22 protein-coding genes are annotated in these 22645 nt (G+C 65.4%); 5 read left to right on the plus strand and 17 right to left on the minus strand.

Features of this window, described 5'->3' with window-relative positions:
* Positions 1 to 170: 170 nt before the first annotated feature.
* From ACLQ62_RS00415 to ACLQ62_RS00470, 12 genes are all read right to left on the minus strand, one after another.
* Positions 171 to 884, minus strand: a complete 714-nt coding sequence (locus ACLQ62_RS00415; RefSeq protein ID WP_411719682.1) for an NAD(P)H-dependent oxidoreductase — start codon at positions 882 to 884, stop codon at positions 171 to 173.
* Positions 881 to 1636, minus strand: a complete 756-nt coding sequence (locus ACLQ62_RS00420; RefSeq protein ID WP_411719683.1) for an HpcH/HpaI aldolase family protein — start codon at positions 1634 to 1636, stop codon at positions 881 to 883. The genes ACLQ62_RS00415 and ACLQ62_RS00420 overlap by 4 nt, the downstream gene beginning before the upstream one ends.
* Positions 1637 to 2572 carry a 3-keto-5-aminohexanoate cleavage protein gene (locus ACLQ62_RS00425; RefSeq protein ID WP_411719684.1) on the minus strand — a complete coding sequence of 312 codons (936 nt, stop codon included), beginning with the start codon at positions 2570 to 2572 and terminating at the stop codon, positions 1637 to 1639. It lies immediately after the preceding gene.
* On the minus strand, positions 2569 to 3477 hold the full coding sequence (locus tag ACLQ62_RS00430) for a hypothetical protein (protein WP_411719685.1): 909 nt from the start codon (positions 3475 to 3477) through the stop codon (positions 2569 to 2571). The genes ACLQ62_RS00425 and ACLQ62_RS00430 overlap by 4 nt, the downstream gene beginning before the upstream one ends.
* A gap of 15 nt (positions 3478 to 3492) precedes the next feature.
* Complete coding sequence (locus ACLQ62_RS00435) at positions 3493 to 4380, minus strand: DUF6282 family protein (RefSeq protein WP_411719686.1); 888 nt, start codon at positions 4378 to 4380, stop codon at positions 3493 to 3495.
* Positions 4381 to 4382: 2 nt separating this feature from the next.
* Positions 4383 to 5153: an ABC transporter ATP-binding protein gene (locus tag ACLQ62_RS00440; RefSeq protein WP_411719687.1), complete on the minus strand. Its 771-nt coding sequence runs from the start codon at positions 5151 to 5153 to the stop codon at positions 4383 to 4385.
* On the minus strand, positions 5154 to 6338 hold the full coding sequence (locus tag ACLQ62_RS00445; RefSeq protein ID WP_411719688.1) for an ABC transporter substrate-binding protein: 1185 nt from the start codon (positions 6336 to 6338) through the stop codon (positions 5154 to 5156). It lies immediately after the preceding gene.
* 41 nt (positions 6339 to 6379) lie between these two features.
* Positions 6380 to 7252, minus strand: coding sequence for a branched-chain amino acid ABC transporter permease (locus ACLQ62_RS00450; protein WP_411719689.1), 873 nt, complete (start codon positions 7250 to 7252; stop codon positions 6380 to 6382).
* Positions 7252 to 8049 carry an ABC transporter ATP-binding protein gene (locus ACLQ62_RS00455; RefSeq protein ID WP_411719690.1) on the minus strand — a complete coding sequence of 266 codons (798 nt, stop codon included), beginning with the start codon at positions 8047 to 8049 and terminating at the stop codon, positions 7252 to 7254. Before ACLQ62_RS00455 ends, ACLQ62_RS00450 begins: the two co-directional genes overlap by 1 nt.
* A complete protein-coding gene (locus ACLQ62_RS00460) occupies positions 8049 to 9104 on the minus strand; it encodes a branched-chain amino acid ABC transporter permease (RefSeq protein ID WP_411719691.1) in 1056 nt (351 codons plus the stop codon). Before ACLQ62_RS00460 ends, ACLQ62_RS00455 begins: the two co-directional genes overlap by 1 nt.
* Positions 9101 to 9844, minus strand: coding sequence for an IclR family transcriptional regulator (locus tag ACLQ62_RS00465; RefSeq protein ID WP_411719692.1), 744 nt, complete (start codon positions 9842 to 9844; stop codon positions 9101 to 9103). Before ACLQ62_RS00465 ends, ACLQ62_RS00460 begins: the two co-directional genes overlap by 4 nt.
* A 320-nt stretch (positions 9845 to 10164) precedes the next feature.
* Complete coding sequence (locus tag ACLQ62_RS00470) at positions 10165 to 10863, minus strand: TetR/AcrR family transcriptional regulator (protein WP_411719693.1); 699 nt, start codon at positions 10861 to 10863, stop codon at positions 10165 to 10167.
* Between the two features lie 128 nt (positions 10864 to 10991).
* Here ACLQ62_RS00470 and ACLQ62_RS00475 point away from each other — a divergent pair, with 128 nt between their 5' ends.
* A complete protein-coding gene (locus ACLQ62_RS00475; RefSeq protein ID WP_411719694.1) occupies positions 10992 to 13781 on the plus strand; it encodes an MMPL family transporter in 2790 nt (929 codons plus the stop codon).
* Positions 13778 to 15712, plus strand: coding sequence for a YhgE/Pip domain-containing protein (locus ACLQ62_RS00480; protein WP_411719695.1), 1935 nt, complete (start codon positions 13778 to 13780; stop codon positions 15710 to 15712). The genes ACLQ62_RS00475 and ACLQ62_RS00480 overlap by 4 nt, the downstream gene beginning before the upstream one ends.
* A 136-nt stretch (positions 15713 to 15848) precedes the next feature.
* Here ACLQ62_RS00480 and ACLQ62_RS00485 read toward each other — a convergent pair whose 3' ends face one another.
* From ACLQ62_RS00485 to ACLQ62_RS00505, 5 genes are all read right to left on the minus strand, one after another.
* Positions 15849 to 16766: an SDR family NAD(P)-dependent oxidoreductase gene (locus ACLQ62_RS00485; protein ID WP_411719696.1), complete on the minus strand. Its 918-nt coding sequence runs from the start codon at positions 16764 to 16766 to the stop codon at positions 15849 to 15851.
* Positions 16763 to 17062: a chorismate mutase gene (locus ACLQ62_RS00490; RefSeq protein ID WP_411719697.1), complete on the minus strand. Its 300-nt coding sequence runs from the start codon at positions 17060 to 17062 to the stop codon at positions 16763 to 16765. The genes ACLQ62_RS00485 and ACLQ62_RS00490 overlap by 4 nt, the downstream gene beginning before the upstream one ends.
* Positions 17063 to 17192: 130 nt before the next feature.
* Positions 17193 to 18161, minus strand: a complete 969-nt coding sequence (locus ACLQ62_RS00495) for a DMT family transporter (protein ID WP_411719698.1) — start codon at positions 18159 to 18161, stop codon at positions 17193 to 17195.
* Positions 18162 to 18233: 72 nt separating this feature from the next.
* On the minus strand, positions 18234 to 18869 hold the full coding sequence (locus tag ACLQ62_RS00500) for a GNAT family N-acetyltransferase (RefSeq protein ID WP_411719699.1): 636 nt from the start codon (positions 18867 to 18869) through the stop codon (positions 18234 to 18236).
* Between the two features lie 9 nt (positions 18870 to 18878).
* Positions 18879 to 20012: a lactonase family protein gene (locus ACLQ62_RS00505; RefSeq protein WP_411719700.1), complete on the minus strand. Its 1134-nt coding sequence runs from the start codon at positions 20010 to 20012 to the stop codon at positions 18879 to 18881.
* A 38-nt stretch (positions 20013 to 20050) separates the two neighbouring features.
* On the opposite strand from ACLQ62_RS00505, the gene ACLQ62_RS00510 reads away from it, so the two are divergent.
* Genes ACLQ62_RS00510 through ACLQ62_RS00520 form a run of 3 tightly spaced genes read left to right on the plus strand, consistent with a single transcriptional unit; the run spans position 20051 to position 22548 of the window.
* The gene (locus tag ACLQ62_RS00510) at positions 20051 to 20659 is read left to right on the plus strand and encodes a maleylpyruvate isomerase family mycothiol-dependent enzyme (RefSeq protein ID WP_411719701.1); all 609 of its coding nucleotides are present in this window, start codon (positions 20051 to 20053) and stop codon (positions 20657 to 20659) included.
* A gap of 54 nt (positions 20660 to 20713) precedes the next feature.
* Positions 20714 to 21706: an ATP-binding cassette domain-containing protein gene (locus ACLQ62_RS00515; protein ID WP_411719702.1), complete on the plus strand. Its 993-nt coding sequence runs from the start codon at positions 20714 to 20716 to the stop codon at positions 21704 to 21706.
* Complete coding sequence (locus ACLQ62_RS00520; protein WP_411719703.1) at positions 21703 to 22548, plus strand: ABC transporter permease; 846 nt, start codon at positions 21703 to 21705, stop codon at positions 22546 to 22548. The genes ACLQ62_RS00515 and ACLQ62_RS00520 overlap by 4 nt, the downstream gene beginning before the upstream one ends.
* Positions 22549 to 22645: the final 97 nt, after the last annotated feature.

Below are 22645 nucleotides of genomic sequence, written 5' to 3' on the forward strand. Positions count from 1 at the left end.
CTCCCTCGACGACCCTGATCTGCACGAAGTCACACTGTGGCTTACCGACGATGAGCATATTCGCCTGTACGAGCGGGCGAGGCAGGAAGGCGTCAGCGCCGAAGAACTTCTCCGCAGCTTGATCTGAACCTGCTGGGACAGCTCGCCCCGCCGTCGCGCATCGATCTGGGTTATCTGCTCCGGCCGGTCCAGTCGGTGCTCGACGCGAGCGGTCGACGGCGACAAGTCACTGTCTCTCGCTGCATTTGGACCGCCTTCCGAACCCGCACCGCCCACTCCCTCAGGTAGGCCTCCCGCTCCTCGGCCGAGACGCGGGGACTTGCGTACGCGACGAACGGCGCTGCGGCTGAGAGTCCCATGTATTCGATCATGCAGTGTTGGGTGGGCCAGAGCACCTGGTCGATGGTGCCGTATGCACCGCTCTCAGAGAACCGAGCCTTTGTTCCCCCGGTGCTCACGCCGAGCAGCCCGGTCCTGCCGGCGAAATATCCTGTTTCGTAGCGCATCCCGTCTTCATACGCGAAGCCGTAGGCGAGCACCCGGTCGAACCAGCCCTTGAGGATCGCGGGGACGGCGCCCCACCAGATCGGAAAAAGGAAGATCAGCAGGTCGGCCCTCTCGACGCGCATCTGCTCGCGTTGGAGCTCTGCCGAGAATCCGTCGTTGCGGGACGCGTACTGTTGCTCGGTCTGATAGTGGAAGCGATCGGGGTCGGCGACGGTTGTGAAGTCCGAACGGCTGGCAGTGGGGTCGAAGTTCTCCCCATAGAGATCCGAGAACTCCACCTCGACATCGTCATCACGCAGAGCCGTTGCCGCCGCATGTGCCATCGCCCAGGTGAAGGAGACCGGTTCGGGGTGGGCGACAACAACGAGAGCTCTCATTTGTTTCGGAACCCGGATACGAGTTGCGCCGCTCCTGTGCCGAGGATCGTCGCGTCATTGCTCACCATGACAAAAGAGAACCCCTGTCGCGCGAGCGACGCCGCTTTCGCCGGATCCGCACCGATGGCGATGCCGCACGGAACGCCCTTCGTCACGCAGGCTTCAAGCACCGAGGCCGTATGTTCCGCCAGAAGATCACTGTCAGCGGCGACGCCAAGCGACACCGAGAGATCCGCCGGTCCGACGAACAGTGCGTCGATCTCGCCCGTCTCAATCATGCCCGCTGCCGCCTGCACACCGCGCTCGCTCTCGATCTGAGCGATCACCACCGCTCGGTCGCCCTCGTCCATGTACTCGCGCATCGGCCGCATACCCCACGCGCCCGCACGACTGGTCGGGCCCACACCTCGCCGCCCGCGTGGCTCGAATCGCGCGGAGCGACCAATCGCTTCCGCCTCGGATACCGAATCCACGTGGGGTGCGAGGATTCCCGCCGCGCCGGCATCGAGACACCGTTGGACCCAGGCCGGCGAATGATCAGGAATCCGCACGAGGGCGGCACCACCGCCCGCCCGGGTCACCGCCAGCAGCGTCGATACTGTCTCGATCGACATCGGCGAATGCTCGAGGTCGAGTACGAGAAAGTCGAACCCTGCCAGCATCATCAATTCCACGGACTCGACCGTGGGCAGTTTCACCCAGGTGCCGATTGCTGGATCGGGACGCTCGAGGAGCGTGCGGAATGCGTTCATCTAGAACCCCACCTCATTGCGGCCCTTGAGGCTCAGCATCTCGCGAGCCTCATCGGGGGTTGCTATCTCACGGCCGAGCGACTCGATGACTGACCGGATCATGCTCACTTGCTCCGCATTGCTTGACGCAAGCTTCCCGGGGCCGATATAGAGATTGTCCTCGAGTCCCACCCGCACATTCCCACCCAGAACGAGCGAATGGGTCGCGAATGCCATCTGGCTCCTGCCGGCTGCGAACGCCGAGTAGACGTAGTCGTCACCGAACAGCTTGTCGGCGATGCTGACCATGTGGGTGAGGTTCTCCTGGTCTGCCCCGATTCCGCCAAGGACCCCGAAGACGCCCTGGATCAGGAAGGGTGGCTCGACGAGTCCCCGCTCGACGAAGTGCGCCAGCGAATAGAGATGCCCGATGTCGTAGCACTCGAACTCGAACCGGGTTCCAAAGCCCTCACCGAGTTCGCGCATCGAATATTCGATCTGCTTGAACGTGTTGGCGAAGATCACATCGTCGGAACCCAGCAGGTAGTCGCGTTCCCAGTCGTACGTCCATTCCTTCACCCGTGCTGCGGCTCCGGAGAAGTTGAAGTTCATCGACCCCATGTTCAGGGAGGCGACTTCTGGTCTCAATCGCAACGCTGGCGCAAGACGCTGCTCGGTCGTCATCCGGGTGCTGCCACCGGTGCTGATGTTGATGACGACGTCGCTGGCAGCGGCGATCTCGGGCACGAATTCGAGGAATACTTCTGGGTCGGCGCTCGGAGACCCATTTCGAGGGTCCCTCGCGTGAAGGTGCAGGATTGCTGCTCCGGCGTCGGCTGCGGCCTTGCCCTGCTCGACGAGTTGCTCGGGTGTGAATGGCAGAGCCGGCGACATCGATGGCACATGGATGGAGCCCGTCAGCGCGCAGCTGATGATGATTTTGCGGGACTGCTTCATGGGGCTGGGTATTCCTCGGCGTTGAGTACCCAGCCCGGTTTCGCCGAGAAGTCAGCACGAGGCGGGCTGAAAATGTCGATCAACCGGTTGAGACCGGGGTGCTGGGCCTCACTGGTGTGAACGGTGGGCGGTGGGATGATCGCCACGGAGGGGCTGCCGACGAGAACGTGCTCGTCGTCACGCCAGCGCGAACGCTTCGGCGTCCATGGCGTGCGGATGTGGTGAAGCCAGGATCCCTCCACAGCGAGCGAGATCTGCTCGAAGTCGTCGTGATGATGCGGCGACAGCTTTTCAGGGTCTCGCGGCCCGTTCTGGTCGTCGAGAAAGTTCACCATGAACGAAGACGTGCGGAAGATTCGGCCGAAACGTCCCGGCTCTGCCTGAACATCAGCGACGCGGTAGATCCGCAACTGATCGTCGGCTGGTGCCGGCCACGGCTCGAGAAGTGCAACCCTCGGGTGCGCCTCCTCGTAGTGCTGGGCGTTGAGCGCCTGGGCGAGGACATCCCCGTCGCGGCTGTCGAACAAGCGGACGACCCGGGTGTCCGTGGTCGCGGTGATCGCGCTCGCCCCCGGTGGAAGCACGATCAGCGCGACACCGTCCACAGCAGCTGACTCATCCCCCGCTGACACAGAGACGGATGCGTCCGGGTCGGGCAGGATCGCGGCGTACTCGTGCGCCTGCTCGTCGCGGACGAGGCTGTCCCCGGCTTTAAGGTGGGTGTGCACGAGCACCAGGTTCTGGGCTCGAACGTGCCAGCTGGGACTTCCTGCCTCCGACATCTCGGTTGGTGACAGGACGTCGAACTCGAGGTACTGGGCGGCGGCGATGCCGTCGTCCCCGCCGGGCGAGGATGATTGCGGCGGCGCGAGGGTGGCACGGGGGTCGGTCGCATCGTAGGACATTTCGCTCCGTCCGGATCAGTCGTCGAGGCCCAGCAGGAAGCTGGGGTTGTTGTGCACCATGAGACGGAGGTCACGTTCGGCAAGGCCCAGGTCGAGCAGCGCCTCCCCTACCCGCAGATAGGCGTCGACCGGCAGCGGCGCGGTGGACTGGCCGAGGTCGGAGGAGAGAATCGTGTGCTCGGGTCCGAGCTGTTCGATCCAGGAGTACAGCTGGGCTGGGTCCCACTTCATCCCCGCTTCCGGGTCGTACATGTGCACCTCGTGCTCGATGAACGCACCGAGTTCGATGAACTCCTTGCACAGCGTCGGGTCCGCACCGATCACGAAATCGGGGTGGCTGACAACCTTGCGCTTGATGCCCTTCTCTTCTGCCAGGGCGAAGACCGCCTTGATGTCGTCGGGGTACATGTGACCGCCGTTCAGGACTGCTCCCGATTCGGCGATCAGATCCAGGATCGGGTGGACCGCAGCCACCGGCTCACCATCGATCACGACGTCGATTTTCTCGGTCGAGAGCTCGACGGTCGCCGTCGGGAAGCCGTGGTCTTCCGGGTGGTGGTCGATGTGGCGCCCTGATGCGAACGTGGGGAACCAGACGACTTTGCCGCCCATCCTCAGGCTCATCTCCACGGCGAACCGGTTGAGCCCTCCGACTTGGTTGTTGAGGGCGATGCCTCCGAAAACCTGCGTCGGGATCTCGGCCAGGCGTGCCTGCATGGACCGGAGGTCCATCACCGTGTTGTGGTGGTGGGACTTCACGACCATGGCTCGCATCTGGAGCCGCTCCCAGCCGCTGCGCGCGGCGTCGGCGTGGTCGAACCGCCGGGGGAACGGGCTTGGCCCGGAATGGCAGTGCATGTCGACGAATCCCGACAGCACCTTCTCGATCGCACTCGTAGTCATTGTCATAGTCCTTTCGGTTCTGTCTTCTTCTCCGAGCCCGGCGTTGCGCCGCCCCCGAAATACAATTGGGCAAGCGCTTCGACGTCGACGTCGCCGGCTTCGACGATCCCGACCGCTTCTCCACGCTGCAGCTGCAGAAGGCGGTCGGAAACGTCAAGCAGTTCAGCGGCCCGCTGTTCGACGATGATCATCGCCAGACCCGTTTCTTTGAGCACGGCGATGCGTTCGAACAGCCGTGCGCGCATGATCGGGGCAAGCCCGAGAGTCGGCTCGTCGAGCAGGAGAAGTCGCGGTCCGCTCATCAGCGCCCGGCCGATGGAGAGCATCGCTGCCTCCCCGCCGCTCAGGGTCTGCGCCATTTGCATGCGCCGCTCCTTGAGCACGGGAAAGAATTCGAATGCCTGGTCGAGCCGGGCGGACAGTTCGGACTTTATGCTGCGGCGAACGGAATACGCTCCGAGCAGGAGGTTCTCCTGCACGGTCAGACCAGGAAGGATCCCGCGTCCCTCGGGGCTCACCGCAATGCCTGCCCGTACCCTGGCGGCGATGCTGCTCGACGTGAGGTCCTTACCTTCGAACGACAGGGTCCCGCTGGCGAGGGGTACCGCTCCGATCACAGCGTTGACGATGCTTGTCTTTCCTGCGCCGTTTGAACCGATCACTCCGAGCACTTCTCCTGCCGCGACGCCGACACTGAGATCGCGGACGGCACGGACGCTTCCGTAGGCCACCCCGAGACCGCGGAGCTCAAGGGAAGGCGTCGCGGCCGGCATTTAGCGCTCCTCCGGACGGTAGACGATCTTCGTCGAGTCCTCAGTGACCTCCGCGAGATAGTCCGGGTTCGTCGTGATTCCGTAGTGGTCGTCGTCGGTGTAGTCGTAATTGCCGCTCGTGCCGTCGTACGGATCCATCGAGATGAGCGCATCCCGGATCTCGGTTCCGCTGGTGGAGCCGGCTGTCTCGATGGCCTGGATCGCGATGTGCATCGCATCCCAACCGCGACCGACGTAGGTCGGATCTTCGAGTCCAGGGTTGAACTCGAGGAACTTCGTTATCGAGTCGGAGATCTCAGCCTTTTCCAGTTCGTCAGCGACCTGCAGGGGTGCGGCAGCGAGAAGGAGATGCGGGTAGGCCGCGTCTGCCTGCACGATGTTGGCACGCGACTCGATTCCGATGAGCAGCGGAATCTCGCTACCGGCATCCGCGAGTGCTTTAGCCGCAATGATCTGGGTCGGTCCAGCGGAGAGCTTGATGATCCCGCCGGGGTTCGACGACAACAGCTTCTGCGTCTGCGCGCCGAGATCGACGGCATCCGATGCGTGCTCTTCGGCGCCGACCACAGTGATGTTCGCTTCGCCGAGCTGGGCGGTCAGGGTATCGAGAAGCGCCTTGTTGTACGGGGTCGGGTCGTGGAGGATCCCGACGGAGGTGATTCCCTGCTCTTTCAGGTAGTCGACTCGAATGCCGGTTTCGTAGCGGGCAGGCGTGATGGTGGAGAAGACCCACTCCGGGTCATCCGCCGGAACGACGGACGAGACGACCAGCGGCGTTTCTGACGACGCCGCGAGCGGGGCGACCGCCGCATTGCCTGCCGAGGAGAAGCCCGTGATGAACATCACCGGCTCGTTCTGGGTTTGCAGCTTCTGGAACGCCTGCACCTGTGTCTGCGGGTCGGCGGAGGTGTCGGCGACAACCGTTTCGATCAGCCGGCCGCCGAGCACACCCCCGGATTCGTTGATCGTCTTCACAGCGGCATCGATGCCGTCGAGCACGCCCGTGTCCACCGTCTTGAGGTAGGCGGTCTGGTCGACCAGAACGCCGATGGTGATGGGACCTTTCTCGGTCTCGGCCGCGCCTCCGGCGGCATCGCTGGATAGGTTGCTGCTGCATGCGGCGAGAGAGGCGATGGTTCCCGCGGCGAGGATCGCCGTGAGAATTTTGCGGTTTCTGTGTTTCATCGGGTTGTTCCTTTCGTGAACACGTCTTTGTGCAAAAGGGTTTAGTACTTCACTGCAACCTTCCGGCCGAACAGGCCGACCGGACGGAAGAAGAGGATGACGAGAAGGAGCCCGAGGGTGATCAGGTCCAGGTACGTCGATGAGGCGAAGGTGGCGGTGAACGATTCGGCGAGGCCGAGCACCAGGCCGCCGAGGAAGGCCGTGCGGACGTCGAGGACGCCGCCGATGACGGCCGCCGTGAACGCCTTGATGTTGTAGAGGGATGCGATGTTCCAGGCTGCGAACTGCAGAGGGGCAACGAGGATGCCGCCGATTCCGCCGATCAGGGCTGCCAGCAGGAAGGCAACAACCGCCATCTTGGCGGGGCTGACCCCCATGAGTTGTGACACGTCACGGTCGGTCGACACGGCCCGCATGGCGAGCCCGGTCGGCGTCCGCGAGATGAACCAGCCAAGGACGAGAGCCCCGATGATCGCCGCGAGAAGGATGTATATGTACTGGCTGTCGAACCGGAACTGGTCGCCGCGCACGGTGAAGTGCGGTTGGAGCGGAGGAACGGATCGGGGGTCACTTCCCATGACGTTGAGCACAATGTTCTCTGCCGCGACGAGAAAGAGAAGGGTGCCGAGCATGGTGATGAACTCGGAGGCTTTGCGGCGCCACAGCGGGAGGACGATGCCAAACACGAGGACAGCTCCGCCGAGCAACGAGCAGGCAAGTCCCACCAGCGCGGCCGCCCAGAAGGGGAAGCCCCACTGGGCTGCGCTGTAGCCTGCCCCCATGCCGGCAAGCATCACGAAGGCGCCCTGGCCGAAGTTCATCACACCCGTTGTGCGGTAGATCAGGGAAAAGCCCATGGCGATGAATCCGTAAATACACCCGATGCCCAGGCCGATCACAATCGCGTTGATCATCAGACAAGTCCCTCTCGTTCGTCGGCGATTGCCATGTCGTCCGTGCCGAAGTATGCGGCGGCGACAGCGTAGTTCGCCCGAATCTCTGCGGGTGTGCCTGCGGCGAGCGGCCGGCCGAAATCGAGCACGGCGACCCGATCACTGACCCTGAGGACGAGGTCGACATCATGCTCGACGAGCAACACGGCGATTCCCGATTCCCTGAGGTCGCGGAGGGCATGCTCCACGTAACCCGTCTCCACGCGGTTGAGGCCGGCTGCGGGCTCGTCAAGAAGCAGCACCCGGGGTCGCGCTGCGAGCGCACGACCGATCTCCAGCAGGCGCAGCTGTCCTGCGGCGAGTTCGTCTGGCCTTCGGGCGGCGTGCTGGGACAGGTCGACGAGGTCGAGGATGCGGTACGCCTCGTCGACTTGCTCACGCTCCCGCCCCTGGAACGCTGGGGTTCTCAGGAGCGCCGCCAGCACTCCGCCACGGGCATGCAGGAATCCGCCGGCGAGCACGTTTTCGAGAACGGTTGCTTCTCGGAGAGGCCTGGCGGTCTGGAAGGTGCGCACGAGACCGAGTTGGGCGATGCGGCTGGGACTGAGTCGCGTGATGTCTTGCCCATCGAGGGTGACGGCACCGGAGTCGGCCGCCGAGAATCCGGAGAGCGCATTGAACAGTGTGGTCTTTCCTGCGCCGTTCGGTCCGATGACGGAGACGATCTCTCCGGCATCCACGCTGACATCGACTCCGTCGACGGCGACGACGGATCCGAAGGACTTTCGGATCCCGGTGGCTTCAAGCAGGCGACTCATCAGCGGTCTCCGTTCCGTGAAAAGCGCCCCAGCAACTTCGACAGGGCAGGGGTGGGAGCGCTCTTGCCGGCGAGAATTCCGCTCGGCCGCAGAATGAGGACGACGACGAGGATCACGCCGAAGATGGTCGGTTCCCAGGTGGCCAGGGCGGGCGGCACAAGTTCAGGGATCACCGTCACGACGCTCGAGCCGAGCAACGCGCCCCATACGGACTTCACACCGCCGATGAACAGCATGGTGAAGAAGGTGAGGATCGTCGCGAAGCTGAAGGTCTCCGGGCTGACATAGCTGACGGTGAACGCGTAGAGCGAACCGGCAACGGATGCGAAGAGTGCGGAGAGCACGAAGGCTGTGAGCTTGGTGCGGTGGACGTCGATGCCGATGCTCTGCGCCGTCGCCTCGTCCGAGGAAAGCGTGCGCAGCGATCGGCCCCAGCGTCCCTCGCGGAGGTGCGACACGGCGATGAGGGCGACGATCATGACCGCACCGCACAGCCAGAATTTCGAGAACGGGGAAGCAAATTCCAGCGCACCGACCGAGAACGGCGGAATGCCACCGATGCCAGCGAATCCGTTGAAGAAAGGGGAACTTACCGCGAAGGCATAGAAGCCGAGGCCGACAGCGAATGTGCCGAGCGCGAGGAAATGACCGCGCAGACGGAGTGTGGGAAACCCGATGACCGCTGCGACGCCGCAGGCGAGCAGGGCTCCGAGGACGACGCCGACCAGTGGGGGAAGGCCCCAGCTCGTACTCGCCAGCGCCGCGATGTAGCCGCCGATTCCGAAAAAGGCGTTCTGCCCGAACGAGATCTGTCCGCCGAAACCGACCAGGAGCACGAGTCCGAGGATCACGATGGCGAAGATCGCGACTTTGCTGCCGAGCGCCAAAATGTACGTCGATCCGTAAAGTCCAAGAACAAGGACGGCCGCCGCCAGAAGCAACACGCCGATGAGAAAACCCGGCGTCCAGACGATTCCCGGCCGGCGAAGGAACCGTCGCTCTACCGCGGGAACCGTGTGCTCGATGATCTCTCCACGGTTCGTCGTGGCGCTCATGGCTGCACCGATCCCCGCCAGCCGAGCGCACTACTGATTTCAGTGGCCGTCCGGCTGAGTTCCGTAGCAATCCGTTCGCGGCGGGGCGACGAGAATCGGGCCTCGGTGCCGATCGTCGCGAGAGTCGCGACCACGCCGCTGGCATCAAAAATCGGCGCCGCCATAGTTTCGAGTCCCTCGACGAATCCCGCGACCGAGACGAGGCCGGTCCGCCGGGCCTCGTCTATGCGGGCAATGATGTCTGGGCGCGATTCCGAACCGTCCAGCACACGATCCACCACCGGAGAAGGGAGAAATGCCAGGAAAGCGATCGTTTGAGCCGCGTAAGGGGGGAGCACGGAACCGACTCTCACCAGCACCTGGATGAGCGCCTCAGGGCTTTCGACGAGCGAGACGACCGCTCCGTTGCCACCCCAAACGCTCACGACCGTTGTCTCGCTGATGCTTGCGGACAGCTCTTTCATGGCCCGGGATGCGGCCTCAAGGGCGTGGTCGCGGTTGAGAGCCACGGCTCCCAGTTGGGCGAGAAGGGGGCCAAGAACGTATTCACCCTCGCCGACCCGGGTGATCATTTCCAGGTTCGCCATCGACACGAGGTACCGGTGAAGAGTCGACCGTCCCACCTCGAGATCGGTCGCGAGCCGGCCGAGCTGGATTCGGTCGCCTGGCTCGAGTGCGCGCAGGATCTGGGCGCAGCGCGCCAGCACCTGGATGTCCCCTTGGGGTTCTCGTTCCGACATGGGCATCTCCGTTGATGTCGCACTCTCTGGAATGGTCATTCGTCACAATAGGACACGGCGCGTCGATTAGTCAACAAGAATGATCGACTCCGACGTCCTGGCATCACGAAGGCCCACGCCGGCAGAGTTCCCGAACGAATACCGGGCAGCGCGGCCGCAAAATCACCGACCCGGGATCGTCTGATACCGGTAGTCGCTTTTGCAAGCCGTCATTCCGAGCTTCGGAACGAGGAACGTCGACCCGCGGAGTGCTGCGGAGTGCTGCGGCGTGCTGCGGCGTGCTGCGGCGTGCGACAAATGCAATAGCCGCGAGCGCGCGCTCAGCCGCTGAGGCCGCGGATCTGACGCGACGCCGCGAGCGGCTCGGTCAGTGACTGAACCAGGGCGGGAAGCGTCGCACGAGCCATCGGCGGGGCGGTCATCGAGCCGGTATTGCCCCCCTCGAGGATCGCCTCCTGCACGGCGGATTCGTACACATTGACGATGATGCCGATTGCCGCGATCGGGCCCATGGTGAAACGAAGCCCCACCGAGCGGACCGCATCGTCGATGCAATCCGCCAGCTGCGAGAGGAAGCTCCGCTGATAGGCGAGAAAACTGGCAGCGACGGTGGAATCCCGCATTGCCAGGAGCTTGAACTCAGATTGCACGATGCACCATCGCGCATCGTCCGACTGGAGTTCGAGGAATCGCGTGACGACGTCGCCGAGCGTCGCCTCAGTCAGCGGGACACGGTCGATCTCAGGGAGAATGGCGTCAACGCCCTCCTGGAGACGCTCGAGCCGAATCCGGTTCTCTCGCTCAGCGAGCGCGAAGAAGAGCCCTTCCTTCGTGTCGAAGTTGGAGTAGAAGGCTCCTCGCGTGAAACCGGCCCTCTCGGTGATCATTTCCACGGATGCCGCATGGACGCCGGTTTCGGCGAAGACTTCGTAAGCGGCGTCCATGAGCCTGTCCCGGGTCTTCCGACGGCGGGCACTCTCGACCTGCGCCGTCTCGACGGCTGCGATGTGGGTGGGCATCCTGACACCTTACTGGGAACGCTTGGATACATCAGTGTATCCAATGCAGTCGTGCATCGGATACAGTACTGTATCGAACGCGCGAACTCCGTTCGCCGGCCTCAATAGCCTTCCTTTCAGGAGTCCCCGTGTCCTCTCTGCTGTATTCGCTGGGCCGATGGGCGTTCCGCGCACGCGGCATCGTGGTCGGCGCCTGGATCCTGATCCTCGCCCTCGTCGGAGGCGGCGCGCTCGTCTTCAACCAGGGCCTCGACAACGCCATCTCCATCCCTGGAACCGAGTCCCAGGCGGCCCTCGATTCCCTCTCGACGACGTTCCCGCAGGCGAGCGGCACCACGGCCCAGGTGATCGTCGTCGCCCCCGACGGGGACGCCGTCACCGACGACGGCCTCACGAGTGCGATCGAGGCATCCGTTGGCGCCCTCAATGACCTCGACCAGGTCGCGCAGGCCGTTTCTCCGTTCGATGAGAACGTCACCAGTGCCGTCAGTGACGACGGCGCGGCGGGTCTCATCAGCATCCAGCTCGACGGAGAGACCGCCGACATCACCGCTGATACGAAAAACGCGCTCGCCGACGAGGTCGCAGCACTTCAGGAACGGCTCCCCGAGGGTTCGGTCGCGTCACTCGGCGGACAGCTCTTCAGCACCAACCTGCCCGAGTTGAGCGTCGTCGAACTGGTCGGTGTGGGCGTCGCCCTCCTCGTTCTCATCCTCACCTTCGGGTCATTCCTCGCCGCCGGGATGCCGCTGCTCACCGCCCTGCTCGGCGTTGGCATTTCGATGTCGCTGATCTTCGTCGCGACGGCGTTCAGCTCGGTCAACTCGACAACGCCGATGCTCGCTCTCATGCTCGGGCTGGCGGTCGGAATCGACTATGCCCTGTTCATCATCTCGCGGCACCAGGAGCAACTGAAGGGCGACCTCTCGGTCGAGGAGTCCGCCGCGCGAGCGACAGCGACAGCCGGATCCGCCGTGATCTTCGCCGGCCTCACCGTGATCATCGCCCTGCTCGGCCTGAGCGTCGCCGGAATCCCCTTTCTCACCGTCATGGGTGTGGCCGCGGCAGTCGGCGTGGGGATGGCGGTCCTGATCTCGATCACTCTCATCCCGGCGCTGCTCGGCTTCGCCGGCGGGCAACTGCGGCCCAGACGCAGGAGGGGGTTGCGCGGGAGGCGCCAGGCCCACGCCGTTGACGCAGTGGCAGTCAAGGTGCCCCCTCCCCCGGCCGAATACCACCCGAACCGCTTCTTCACCGGCTGGGTGCGCGCAGTCACCCGGTTTCCCATCGTCACGATCCTCGCCGTCATTGCAGTCCTGGGCCTCGCCGCTCTTCCGGCCCTCGGACTCCGCCTCGCCCTCCCGGATGCCGGCGGCCTCCCCGCCGACGACCCGGCCCGCGTCACCTACGACCTCATTTCCGAGAACTTCGGCGAAGGCTTCAACGGTCCCTTGATCGTCACCGGGTCGATTGTCACCTCAACGGACCCGCTCGGGGTGATGGCTGACCTCAAGGACGAGATCGAAGCGCTCGACGGAGTCGCAGCCGTGCCGCTGGCGACCCCCAACGAGACAGCGGACACCGGCATCGTCCAGGTCATCCCAGAAAGCGCACCGAACTCCGAAGAGACGAAGGCGCTGGTTGCTGAGATCCGTTCGCTGCACGATTATTTCCTCGACGAGTACGACGTGGACCTCTCCGTCACCGGCTTCACCGCCGTCGGCATCGACGTGTCGGACAAACTCGGCAACGCGCTGCTGCCGTTCGGCATCATCGTCGTCGGCCTGTCGCTCGTGCTCCTGACCATGGTGTTCCGATCGATCTGGGTCCCGATCAAGGCCACCCTCGGCTACCTGCTCAGCGTCGCCGCATCCTTCGGCATCATCGCTCTTGTCTTCGAATACGGCTGGTTCGCCGACGTGTTGCATATCGCCAAGGAGGGCCCGGTGATCAGCTTCATGCCGATCATCCTGATGGGCGTCCTGTTCGGACTGGCCATGGACTACGAGGTGTTCCTTGTGGCCCGCATACGCGAGGACTTCGTCCACTCCGGTGAGGCGCGTGCCTCCATTGAAACCGGATTCGTCGGGTCGGCGAAGGTCGTCACCGCGGCGGCCCTCATCATGTTTGCGGTGTTCGCCGCCTTCGTCCCCGAAGGCGACGTGAACATCAAACCGATCGCGCTCGGCCTTGCCGTCGGTGTGTTCATTGACGCGTTCCTCGTGCGGATGACCCTCGTTCCCGCGGTGCTCTCCCTCCTCGGGGAGAAGGCCTGGTGGATTCCAGCCTGGCTCGACCGCGCGCTGCCGTCGTTCGACGTCGAAGGCAAAGGTTTGCACCATGAAATCGATCTGCGCGACTGGCCGAGCGCGACATCCACCGACATTCTCAGCGCCGAGGGGCTGACTCTGTCGACCTCGACGGGACCGCTCTTCGAAGGCGTCGACGCATCGCTGCCAGAAGGTGGGACCCTCATCGTGTCCGGCGACCGCGAGTCGAACGTGACCGCCCTGCTCCTGACCATGTCCGGTCGGATGCACGCCGACGCCGGGAAGCTGAAGGTGGACGGTCATGTGTCGCCGGTGCGGGCGGCATCCGTTCGTTCCCGCGTGGCCTTCGTCTCGCTCAGCCGGGAACCGGACCCGGTGCGCGCCATCACCGAGGCGGTCCGGGAGTCGCCGAGAATCCTGACCCTTGATGGAATCGATACGGTGACGGATCCCGCCACCCGCCGCGATCTCCACGTTGCCCTGTCGAACGCCCGCGCCCGAGCGATCGCGAAGGACCGGCCGCTTGCCCTGATCGTGGGCACCGCGTTCCCCGACACCCTGTCCGACGCCATCCCGGGAACCGATGTGGCCGTTCCCATCGCGCTCGCATCCTCCCACCTGTCGCACGAAGCAGAGGTACCCGCATGAGCACCCCCCTGACCCGATTCGGTTCCGCCCACGACCCGGCACGCGTTACCTGGTTATCGGTCCTGGGAATCCTCCTCGTACCACTCGTCGTCGCCGGGGTGCTGGTGTGGGCGTTCTGGAACCCCCAGGACCGTCTCGACCAGGTGGACGCGGCCATCGTCAACAACGACTCACCGGTCGAGATCGAGGGCGAGACAGTGCCGCTCGGGCGCCAGCTCGCTGCGGGACTCATCGGCGGGGACTCGTCATCGGAGGCCAATTACAGCTGGGTGATCACCGATGAGGAGGACGCAGCCGACGGTCTCAGCACTGGCAAGTTCACCGTTGTCGTGACGATCCCCGAGAACTTCTCCTCCGCCGCGACCTCGTTCTCAGGCGAAGCGGCCAGGGCGGAACGGGCCACCGTCGATGTCACGACGAGCGACAAGAGCAGGCTCGTCGACGACGCTGTCAGCGGGGTCATCACGACGACGGCGGCCGGGCTCTTCGGCAACGGCCTCACCAGAAGCTACCTCGAGAACATCTATGTCGGATTCAACACTCTCAGCGACCGACTAGGGACGGCCGCCGAAGGCGCTTCCGAACTGGGCGCGGGCGCCACCGACCTCGCCAACGGGGCGTCGACCCTCGCCGCCGGTTCGAACGCGCTCTCCACCGGGGCCTCCGGGCTCGCCGCTGGAATATCGGACCTGACCGCGAGGCTGTCGTCGCTGGCATCCGGGCTCACGACGCTGGAGAATCAGAGCGCCGCGCTGCCGTCACAGGCCCAATCCCTCGCGTCCGGCGCAGCCGGTGTCGCCGACGACATCGACCGGCTTCAGCGCGGCCTTGCCGGCCAGGCAACCTCCCTCAGCAGGCAGTCCGCCACCCTCACCGCCCTCGCCGCGGATGCCTGCGCCGCAGGTCAGGCGAGCACGCTGTGCACCGCGCTGAACACCGCTGCCTCCAACGCCGGTGCATCAGCACGGGCCATCGCCGCAACGGCCGCCCCGGGCCAGCTCGCCGCCGGAGCTGATTCGGTGTCCCGCGGCGTCGGCGGCCTCGCCTCCGGCCTGTCCGGTCTATCGGCGGGCATCGACGACTCGGCCACGGGCGCTTCCGGCCTCGCCGCTGGCGGCGCAACCGTCAGCGCGAGTGCGTCGCAGCTCGCCGGCGGGGTGTCAGGGCTCAGCACCGGAGCGACCGGTCTCTCCGAAGGCGCCGCCGGCGTCGCGGAGGGAGCTGGCTCTCTGGCGAGCGGACTCTTCGAAGCCGTCGCAACTGTGCCGCGTTACAGCGAATCCGAGCGTACCAAGCTCGCCGAGGTCGTTGCGGCACCGGTTGGCACCGACAGCAAGGCGACCCTTTCGTTCGGTACGGCCAGCGTCCCGTTCTATGCCGTGCTGGCTTTGTGGCTCGGAGCCTTCGGGAGCCTGATCGTGCTCCGCGCCAGACCCCTGCGCGCGTTCGGCTCGACGCGGTCGTCGGTGTTCCTCGCACTCCGCGCCTGGTTGCCTGCTGCAGGCGTCGGAGCGTTGCAGGGGATCTTCGTGGCAGCGATGTTCCAGCCGCTCCTCGAACTGGATGCCGGCGGCTGGGCTGGATTCGCCGCCGTCACCGCCCTCACCGGGATTGCTTTCGCCACAGTGAACCAGGCCCTCAACGCTGTCTTCGGCGGCATGGGCCGGTTTCTCTCGATGATCGTCGCCCTCGTGCTCATCGGCACGAGCGTCATCGCCACCGCACCGGACGTCCTTGATGCCGCGTTCCGCGTCATGCCGACATCACCAGCGGCGAGCGCCCTCCATACCGTCGTCACCTCGGGCGTCGGGGTCGCCGCTCCTGTTGTCGGGCTGCTGTTGTGGACGGCGGGTTCCCTTGTCGCGACAATCCTGGCCATCGCCCGGTCACGGACGGTGTCGGTGCGCCAGCTGGTGCCGCGCACGGCATAGCGCCGCGGAGGCATCGGCCGCCGGGCTCACGTGGTCGCGCGGGTCAATGGGCCTTGCGCGGGTGCTCCCTTCACCCGCGCGAGGCAGAAACACCCGCGCACGGCGTAGACGACGCAGCGGCGCAGATCCGAGAGAGCTACAGGAACGGCGCCCGGGTCGCGACCTCAGCTTCAGCCCAGATCCCCTGCGCGACCCGTTCGTCGGTGGTCACGGGTGCCGGCCGGGCCTCGTGCGGTTCACCTTTCACGAGGTAGCGCGGGCCGAAGAAGGTGCCACCGACGGCATCCGGGTCGGCGACCGCTCGCACGACCGCCTCGGCACCGCGGTCCTTGCCCTGGGTGAACGGGGCCTGCAAACCGTCGACGAAGCGCTTGCCGCGACCCGGCTCGTTGACGCCGGGCACGAGCGGGGTGCGACCGGAGATCGAATACCCCGGGTGGGCGACGAGGGACCGGATGCCGCTCCCCCGCGCCCGCAGGCGGCGGTCGAGTTCGAATCCGAACGACGACAGCAGGATCTTCGACTGGGCATACGCCTGCCAGCCGGAGTAGCGCTGGCTCAGCTGCAGGTCGTCGAACCGCAGCTGTACGAGGGAGCTCGCGATGCTGCCGATCGACACAACGCGCGAACCCGAAGTACGCTCGAGGGCGGGAAACGCCGCAGCGGTGAGGGCGAAGGCTCCGAAGAAGTTGGTGGCTGCTATGAGCTCGAGCCCGTCGGCGGTCTCCGTCCGGCGCCGCGGCGGATGCACGATGCCGGCGTTGTTCACGAGCGCGTCGAGTCGCTCGAGCCCGGCGAGATATTCACCCGCGGAGCGCACCGACGCGAGGTCAGCCGTGTCGAGGTGCAGCACCGACAGTTCCGCCTGCGGCAACCGCGCGCGGATCGCGCGCACCGCGGCATCCGCTCTTTCCAGAGTCCTGCACGCCAGAACGACGGATGCCCCGGCGCCGGCGAGCGCGAACGAGGTCCAGAACCCGATCCCCGCGTTGGCCCCGGTCACGGCAACCACACGCCCGTGCTGGGACGGAAGCCGGGCGGGGTCCCAGGTCACCGTTGCCCGTTGGCGATCTGTTCGTGGTGGTGGATGACCTCGGCGACGACGAAATTGAACCACTTCTCGGCGAAGGCGGGGTCGAGGTGGGCCTCCTCGGCGAGACCACGCAGTCGCGCGATCTGACGCCGCTCACGATCGGGATCGGCAGGCGGCAGCCCGTGCTCCGCCTTGAGGGTACCCACCTGCTGGGTGGCCTTGAACCGCTCGGCCAGCATGTGGATGAGCGCAGCATCGATGTTGTCGATGCTGCGTCGAAGGCTGTTGAGCTCTGCGGAAACTGCGTTCTCGACCATGGCTTCAATCTACCGTGTCGACACCAGCCCCTGCTGTGCCGCGGCCGCCCGTTCGCAGTGCGCAAATCGACCCGAACTTTGGATTCCAGGTCGATTTGCGCACAGTGAACCAGGGCGAGAGGTGGCCTTGCTAAACCACAGGGTCGCGTCGGCGCAACCGGATGCGTTGCTGGGTGAGCAGGATACCGAGGAACACGAGCACGGCGCCCAGGGGTTCGTGCCAGCTCAGCGATTCCTGCAGGAGAAGGACGCCGAGGATCACCCCCACGACCGGGGTCACGTAGGTCACCCCGCTGGTCGCGGTGGGGCCCCACGCCGTCAGCACATTCATGTTCAGGATGTAGACCACGCCGGTACCGAGGACGCCGAGACCCATCAAGCTGATCACGACCCAGACGTCGAGCTGCACCGGATGCCACGCCACCACCGGAGTGAGGAGCAGCATGATCACCGCCGCCATACCGATGTACAGAAAGGCCGAGGTGATCGAGGGCACCTTGTACGGCGCGAGGAATCTGCGGAGGTAGCCGAGCGCGAAGCCGTAGCAGGTCACTGCTCCGAGGCACGCCAGCTGACCGCGCCAGTCGCCGAGCAGCGCGCCGACCTGCCACGGCGCGACGATGACGACGACTCCGGCCATGCCGACGAGCACACCGAGGATCTGGCCCCAATTGAGCTTCTCCACCCGGAACACAAGGGTGGCCATGATCGCCGTCGTGATCGGGGTCACCGCATTGAGGATCGAGGCGAGGCTGGACGAGATGTACTGCTCCGCCCATGCGAACAGAAGAAAGGGCACGACGCAAAACGTGACCGAGATGACCGCGAAGTGCAACCAGACGATCGGCTGGCGTGGCAGCCGTACCCGCGTGACCAGTGCGATGATGCCGAGGGTGACGGCACCGAGCACGATGCGGGTCCACGCCACCTGGCCGAAGGAGACGCCCTCGAGCGCAACCTTCATGAACAGGAAACTGGCCCCCCAGATCAGTCCCATCCCGACGAACTGCAGGACGATCCGTGGCGGGGCAACGGCGGCTGGATTCGGCGAGGTCGCCGCGGCCTGAGAGGAACGGCCGGTAGCGCTGGAAGTGGTCACCCCGTCAATCTAGCGAGCGCATCGCAGTCACACTGGCGGATTCCGGCCACGGCACCGCAACATCCTGCCCGATCAGGACGGACGGGGAACGACAGGTTCGTTCTGGCGGGACAGTCGTGTTTCGAGGCGCGAACGGACATCGGGCCAGTCGTCGATGATCACCGAGAACTGGGCGGTAGTGCGCCAGCTGCCGTCGGCTCGTCTCTTGTCACGGCGGATCAGGCCTTCGAAAGTGGCCCCGATCCCGGCGATCGCCGCACGCGACCGTTCGTTGCGCTCATCCGCCTGAATTTTCACCCGCCCGAATCCCGAGTCGAAGGCGAGTCCGAGAAGCAGCAACTTCGCCTCGGCGTTGACCGCTGTACCCCAGACGCGCGGGCTGTACGCGGTCCAGCCGAGATGGGCGTGCTCGTTCGCCTGGTCGAAGTCGCCGAGGGTGGAGGTGCCGACGATGAGCCCGTCCGCCTCCCCGCCCGCGAGGCGGATCGTGAACGACTGGTTGGTTCCGCGGTTGTAGTATCCGGCAGCAAACGTCGTGAACCCGTCCGGGTCACGCGGCAACCCGGCCGGCCCTCCCCCGTAACCGCCGGCGAAAACCTCGGGAACGGCGATGGCGTCGAACAGCCCGGGAAAGTCGTCCTCCGTCATCGGGTCCAGCCGAAGAAATCGTCCGAGAAGGGGCGCAGGGCGGGGAATCGTTGCTGTCACCGGAACAGTCTAGAGACGGGCCCGGACGAGGCAGGCCGGGGAACCGACTTCGACCGTTCCGATACGTTTGGACGGCACCCCGCGGGCATCGAGGCGGAAGCTTGCCACATCCCCCGACCGCTCGTTGGCGACGTGAAGCAGCTCCCCGGACTCGACGTGGTGGCGAGGCCCGTCGCCGCCGCTGTCGACATCCCCAACCGCCCGGAGGGTCGACCCGTCACCCGAGATCGCAAGAGTGGCAACCCGGTTCGTTCCCCGGATCGACACATGCAGCTGGTCGCGGGAGGCGGCGAGGCTGATCTCCGAGGCCTTGTCGCCCTCCTCGATCGAGTCAGCTGTCGCGAGAACGGATGCGACGACGCGCCACCGCCCGTCGTCGCCCCGCCCCAGCGTGAAGACTTCGTTGGAGTATTCGGTGACCAGGTGCACGTGGCCCGACGGGTGCGCGACGAGGTGGCGCGGGCCGACGCCGAACGGGAGCACGATTTCCTGGCCGAGCGAAAGCCGCGTGCCGGTGCGGGCCCAGATCCGCACCGTGTCGTGGCCAAGATCCGTCGTGGCGACGCGGCCCTCGGGCAGAACGAGCGAGGCGTGGGCTCGGGACTGCCGGTCGAGGGCGGCATCCGTCACTGCTTTGCGGAGTGCGAGTTCAGCGAAAGGGTCATCCCCGAAGTCGACGGGCTCTTCCGACGCCGCCTGCGCGGCGAGCGGGTTGCCATACGGATCGTTTGACGGGACAGCAACGACGCCATCGGCGGTGAACGAACCGTTGGCGGCGAGGGCGAAGACGACGACGCGTCCGTCGCCGTAGCAGCTCGCAATCAGGGCGGAGCCATCGGGCGTCACCGTGAGCTGGCAGACCGCTTCGCCCGCTTCGATCGGCCGGCCGAGCGGCACGAGACCGAACTCGCCTCGCCGGACGAGAGCCTCGACCATGCCGGAGTGCTCGAGGGCCGCATAGACGACCGGGAGCGTCGGATGGGTGACGAGGAACGAGGGCGAGTCGAGGGCAGACGACGACAACGGATGCAGCGTCCCCCTGTCCTCCTGCCGCAATGCGGTGACCCCCTCGCCGGAACCACCGGCGTCTTCGGTGTACGACCCGAGCCAGAAAAGGGGGTTGGGAACCTCGAGCTGTGCCATGTCTTTCAGTCTGGCAGCAGTTCGTGCAACCATGGGGCATGGGCACAGCCTCCAGTTTCTCCCGCGCCGCCGACGTCTTCGTGGACCTGGTCCGTGGCATCCGATCTGACCAGTGGGAGACGCCGGGACTCGGGGTGTGGAGTGTGCGATCACTCGTCGGCCACACCGCTCGTGCCCTCATCACCGTGTGCGAGTACCTCGAACTCGATCCGGCCGGTCAGGTCGACATGGAAACCGCCGGCGACTACTACGGGCAGATCTACCTCGTGTACACGAACCCGGAGGCGATCGCGCAACGCGGGGTCGAGGCCGGAATCGCGCTCGGCGACGACCAGGTCGCGCGGATCGAGGCGCTGAAGGACAAGGCGCTCGGCCTGATCCTCGCGCAGGAGCCGTCGCGCCTGGTTTCGCTCGGTGGCATGGGCATCCCGATCGAGGAATACCTTCGGACTCGGGTGTTCGAGCTGGTCGTGCACTCGATCGACATCGCTCGCGCAACCGGTCAGGAGGCTCGGTTCGACCCCGACCTGATCGAGGAGTCCGCTGCCCTCGCCGCCGGCATCGCCGCCCGCAAAGGCGACGGCGAACAGGTACTGATGGCGTTGACCGGGCGGGAGAGATTGCCTGAGGGCTTCAGCGTCGTCTGAGATTTTCCATTGAGTACCTGTTGACCCGACGGGGTCGAGGAGTACCGTCGGAGGATGAATTTCGTCGAGGCCTCTGGCCTCACAAAGACATACACTCCCAAGGGCGCCAATCCTGTCCACGCACTGGACGGGCTGGACCTCAGTGTGCCGCGTGGCACCATCACCGCTGTGCTCGGGCCGAACGGTGCTGGGAAGACGACGGCGGTGAAGGTGCTCACCACGCTCATCGTTCCCGACAGCGGGACGGCGACGATCGGCGGCATCGACGTGGTGCGCCGCCCGGAGGCGATCCGCCCGATGATCGGCGTTTCGGGCCAATACGCCGCTGTCGACGAGAACCTCACCGGATTCGAGAACCTCGACATGGTCGGTCGGCTCTATCATCTGGGCGCGCGAGCCTCGCGGGCGCGGGCAAAGGAGCTCATCGCGCTGTTCGACCTGTCCGAGGCGCAGAACCGCCCCGTCAAAGGATTCTCAGGCGGAATGCGGCGGCGGATCGACCTTGCCGGCGCCCTCGTCACCCAGCCTGAAGTTTTGTTCCTTGACGAACCGACGACCGGTCTCGATCCGCGAAGCCGCCTGGGCATGTGGGACATCATCCGCTCCCTGGTGAACGAAGGAACCACCGTGCTGCTCACGACCCAGTACCTGGAAGAAGCGGACCAGCTCGCCGACGACATCAACGTCATCGACGAGGGAAAAGTGATCGCGAGTGGCACGGCCGACGAGCTGAAGGCATCCGTCGGCGGGCAGCGGGTGGAACTGAACCTCGTCACTCCCGACGACACCGCCGCCACGGTGGAGGTGTTGCGCCGCTACGGAACCTCGGAACCTGCGGTGTCGAACGATTCGCGCACGGTCACCGTCAGCGTCGCGAGCGGACCGGAGGCGCTGCAGTTCGTCCTGCGGGACCTCGAGCAGCGGAACGTCGCGCTCTTCGACGCTGGCATGCGCCGCCCCACACTCGACGACGTGTTCCTGCGACTGACGGGGCACACCACCACCGCGGATCTCGAGGCAGAGCCGATGAAGGAGAAGGCCCCGTGACCGTCGGGACGGCGATACGACCGGATGCCCCGGCCCGGCCCGGGCCTGTCGCGCGCTGGTTCAACGACGGTTGGATCACGACCCGCAGGAATCTGATCAAGATCAAACGGGTGCCGGACATTCTCGTCTTCACAACCCTGCAGCCCATCATGTTCGTGCTGCTGTTCACCTATGTGTATGCGGGCGTCATCGACATCCCAGGGAGCACATACAACGAATTCATCATGGCCGGCATCTTTGCGCAGACTGTTGTCTTCGGGTCGACCTATTCGGGATCGGCGATGGCGCAGGACCTCAAGGACGGGATCATCGACCGGTTCCGCACCCTGCCGATGAGCCCATCCGCGGTGCTGATCGGGCGAACGAACGGGGACCTGCTCATCAACAGCATCTCGATGGGCGTGATGATGGCGACCGGCTTCGTCGTGGGCTGGCGCATCCGGTCGAGTCTGCTCGAGGCCGTCGCAGGCGTTGTTCTGCTGCTGCTCTTCGCGTATGCCCTGTCGTGGGTGATGGCCTTCCTCGGCATGACGGTCCGGAGCCCGGAGGTCATCAACAACGTCTCTTTCCTCGTGCTCTTCCCCCTCACCTTCATTTCGAACGCTTTCGTTCCCGCTGAGACACTTCCGGGGCCTCTGCGGGTTTTCGCCGAGTGGAACCCTGTCACCTCGCTCGTGCAGGCGGCCCGCCAATTGTTCGGCAACGTGCCCGCTGGCACACCGGTCGGCTCCAGTTGGGTCCAGCAGAACCCCGCGCTCGCCGTGTTGATCGGCGTGGTGATCATCCTTGTCATCTTCGTCCCCCTGAGCATCCGCCGGTTCTCCCAGGTGACGTCGCGCTGACCCCTGCTGCACGCATCCCTGTCCCCCCGAACTGGCGTCGCGTCTTTGGCAAAACTTGAGGGTGGGGCACCCGGAATCCTGACAATCGGGGCGGAGT

It is taken from the genome of Mycetocola sp. (assembly GCF_046716805.1).
Lineage (GTDB): Bacteria > Actinomycetota > Actinomycetes > Actinomycetales > Microbacteriaceae > Mycetocola_A.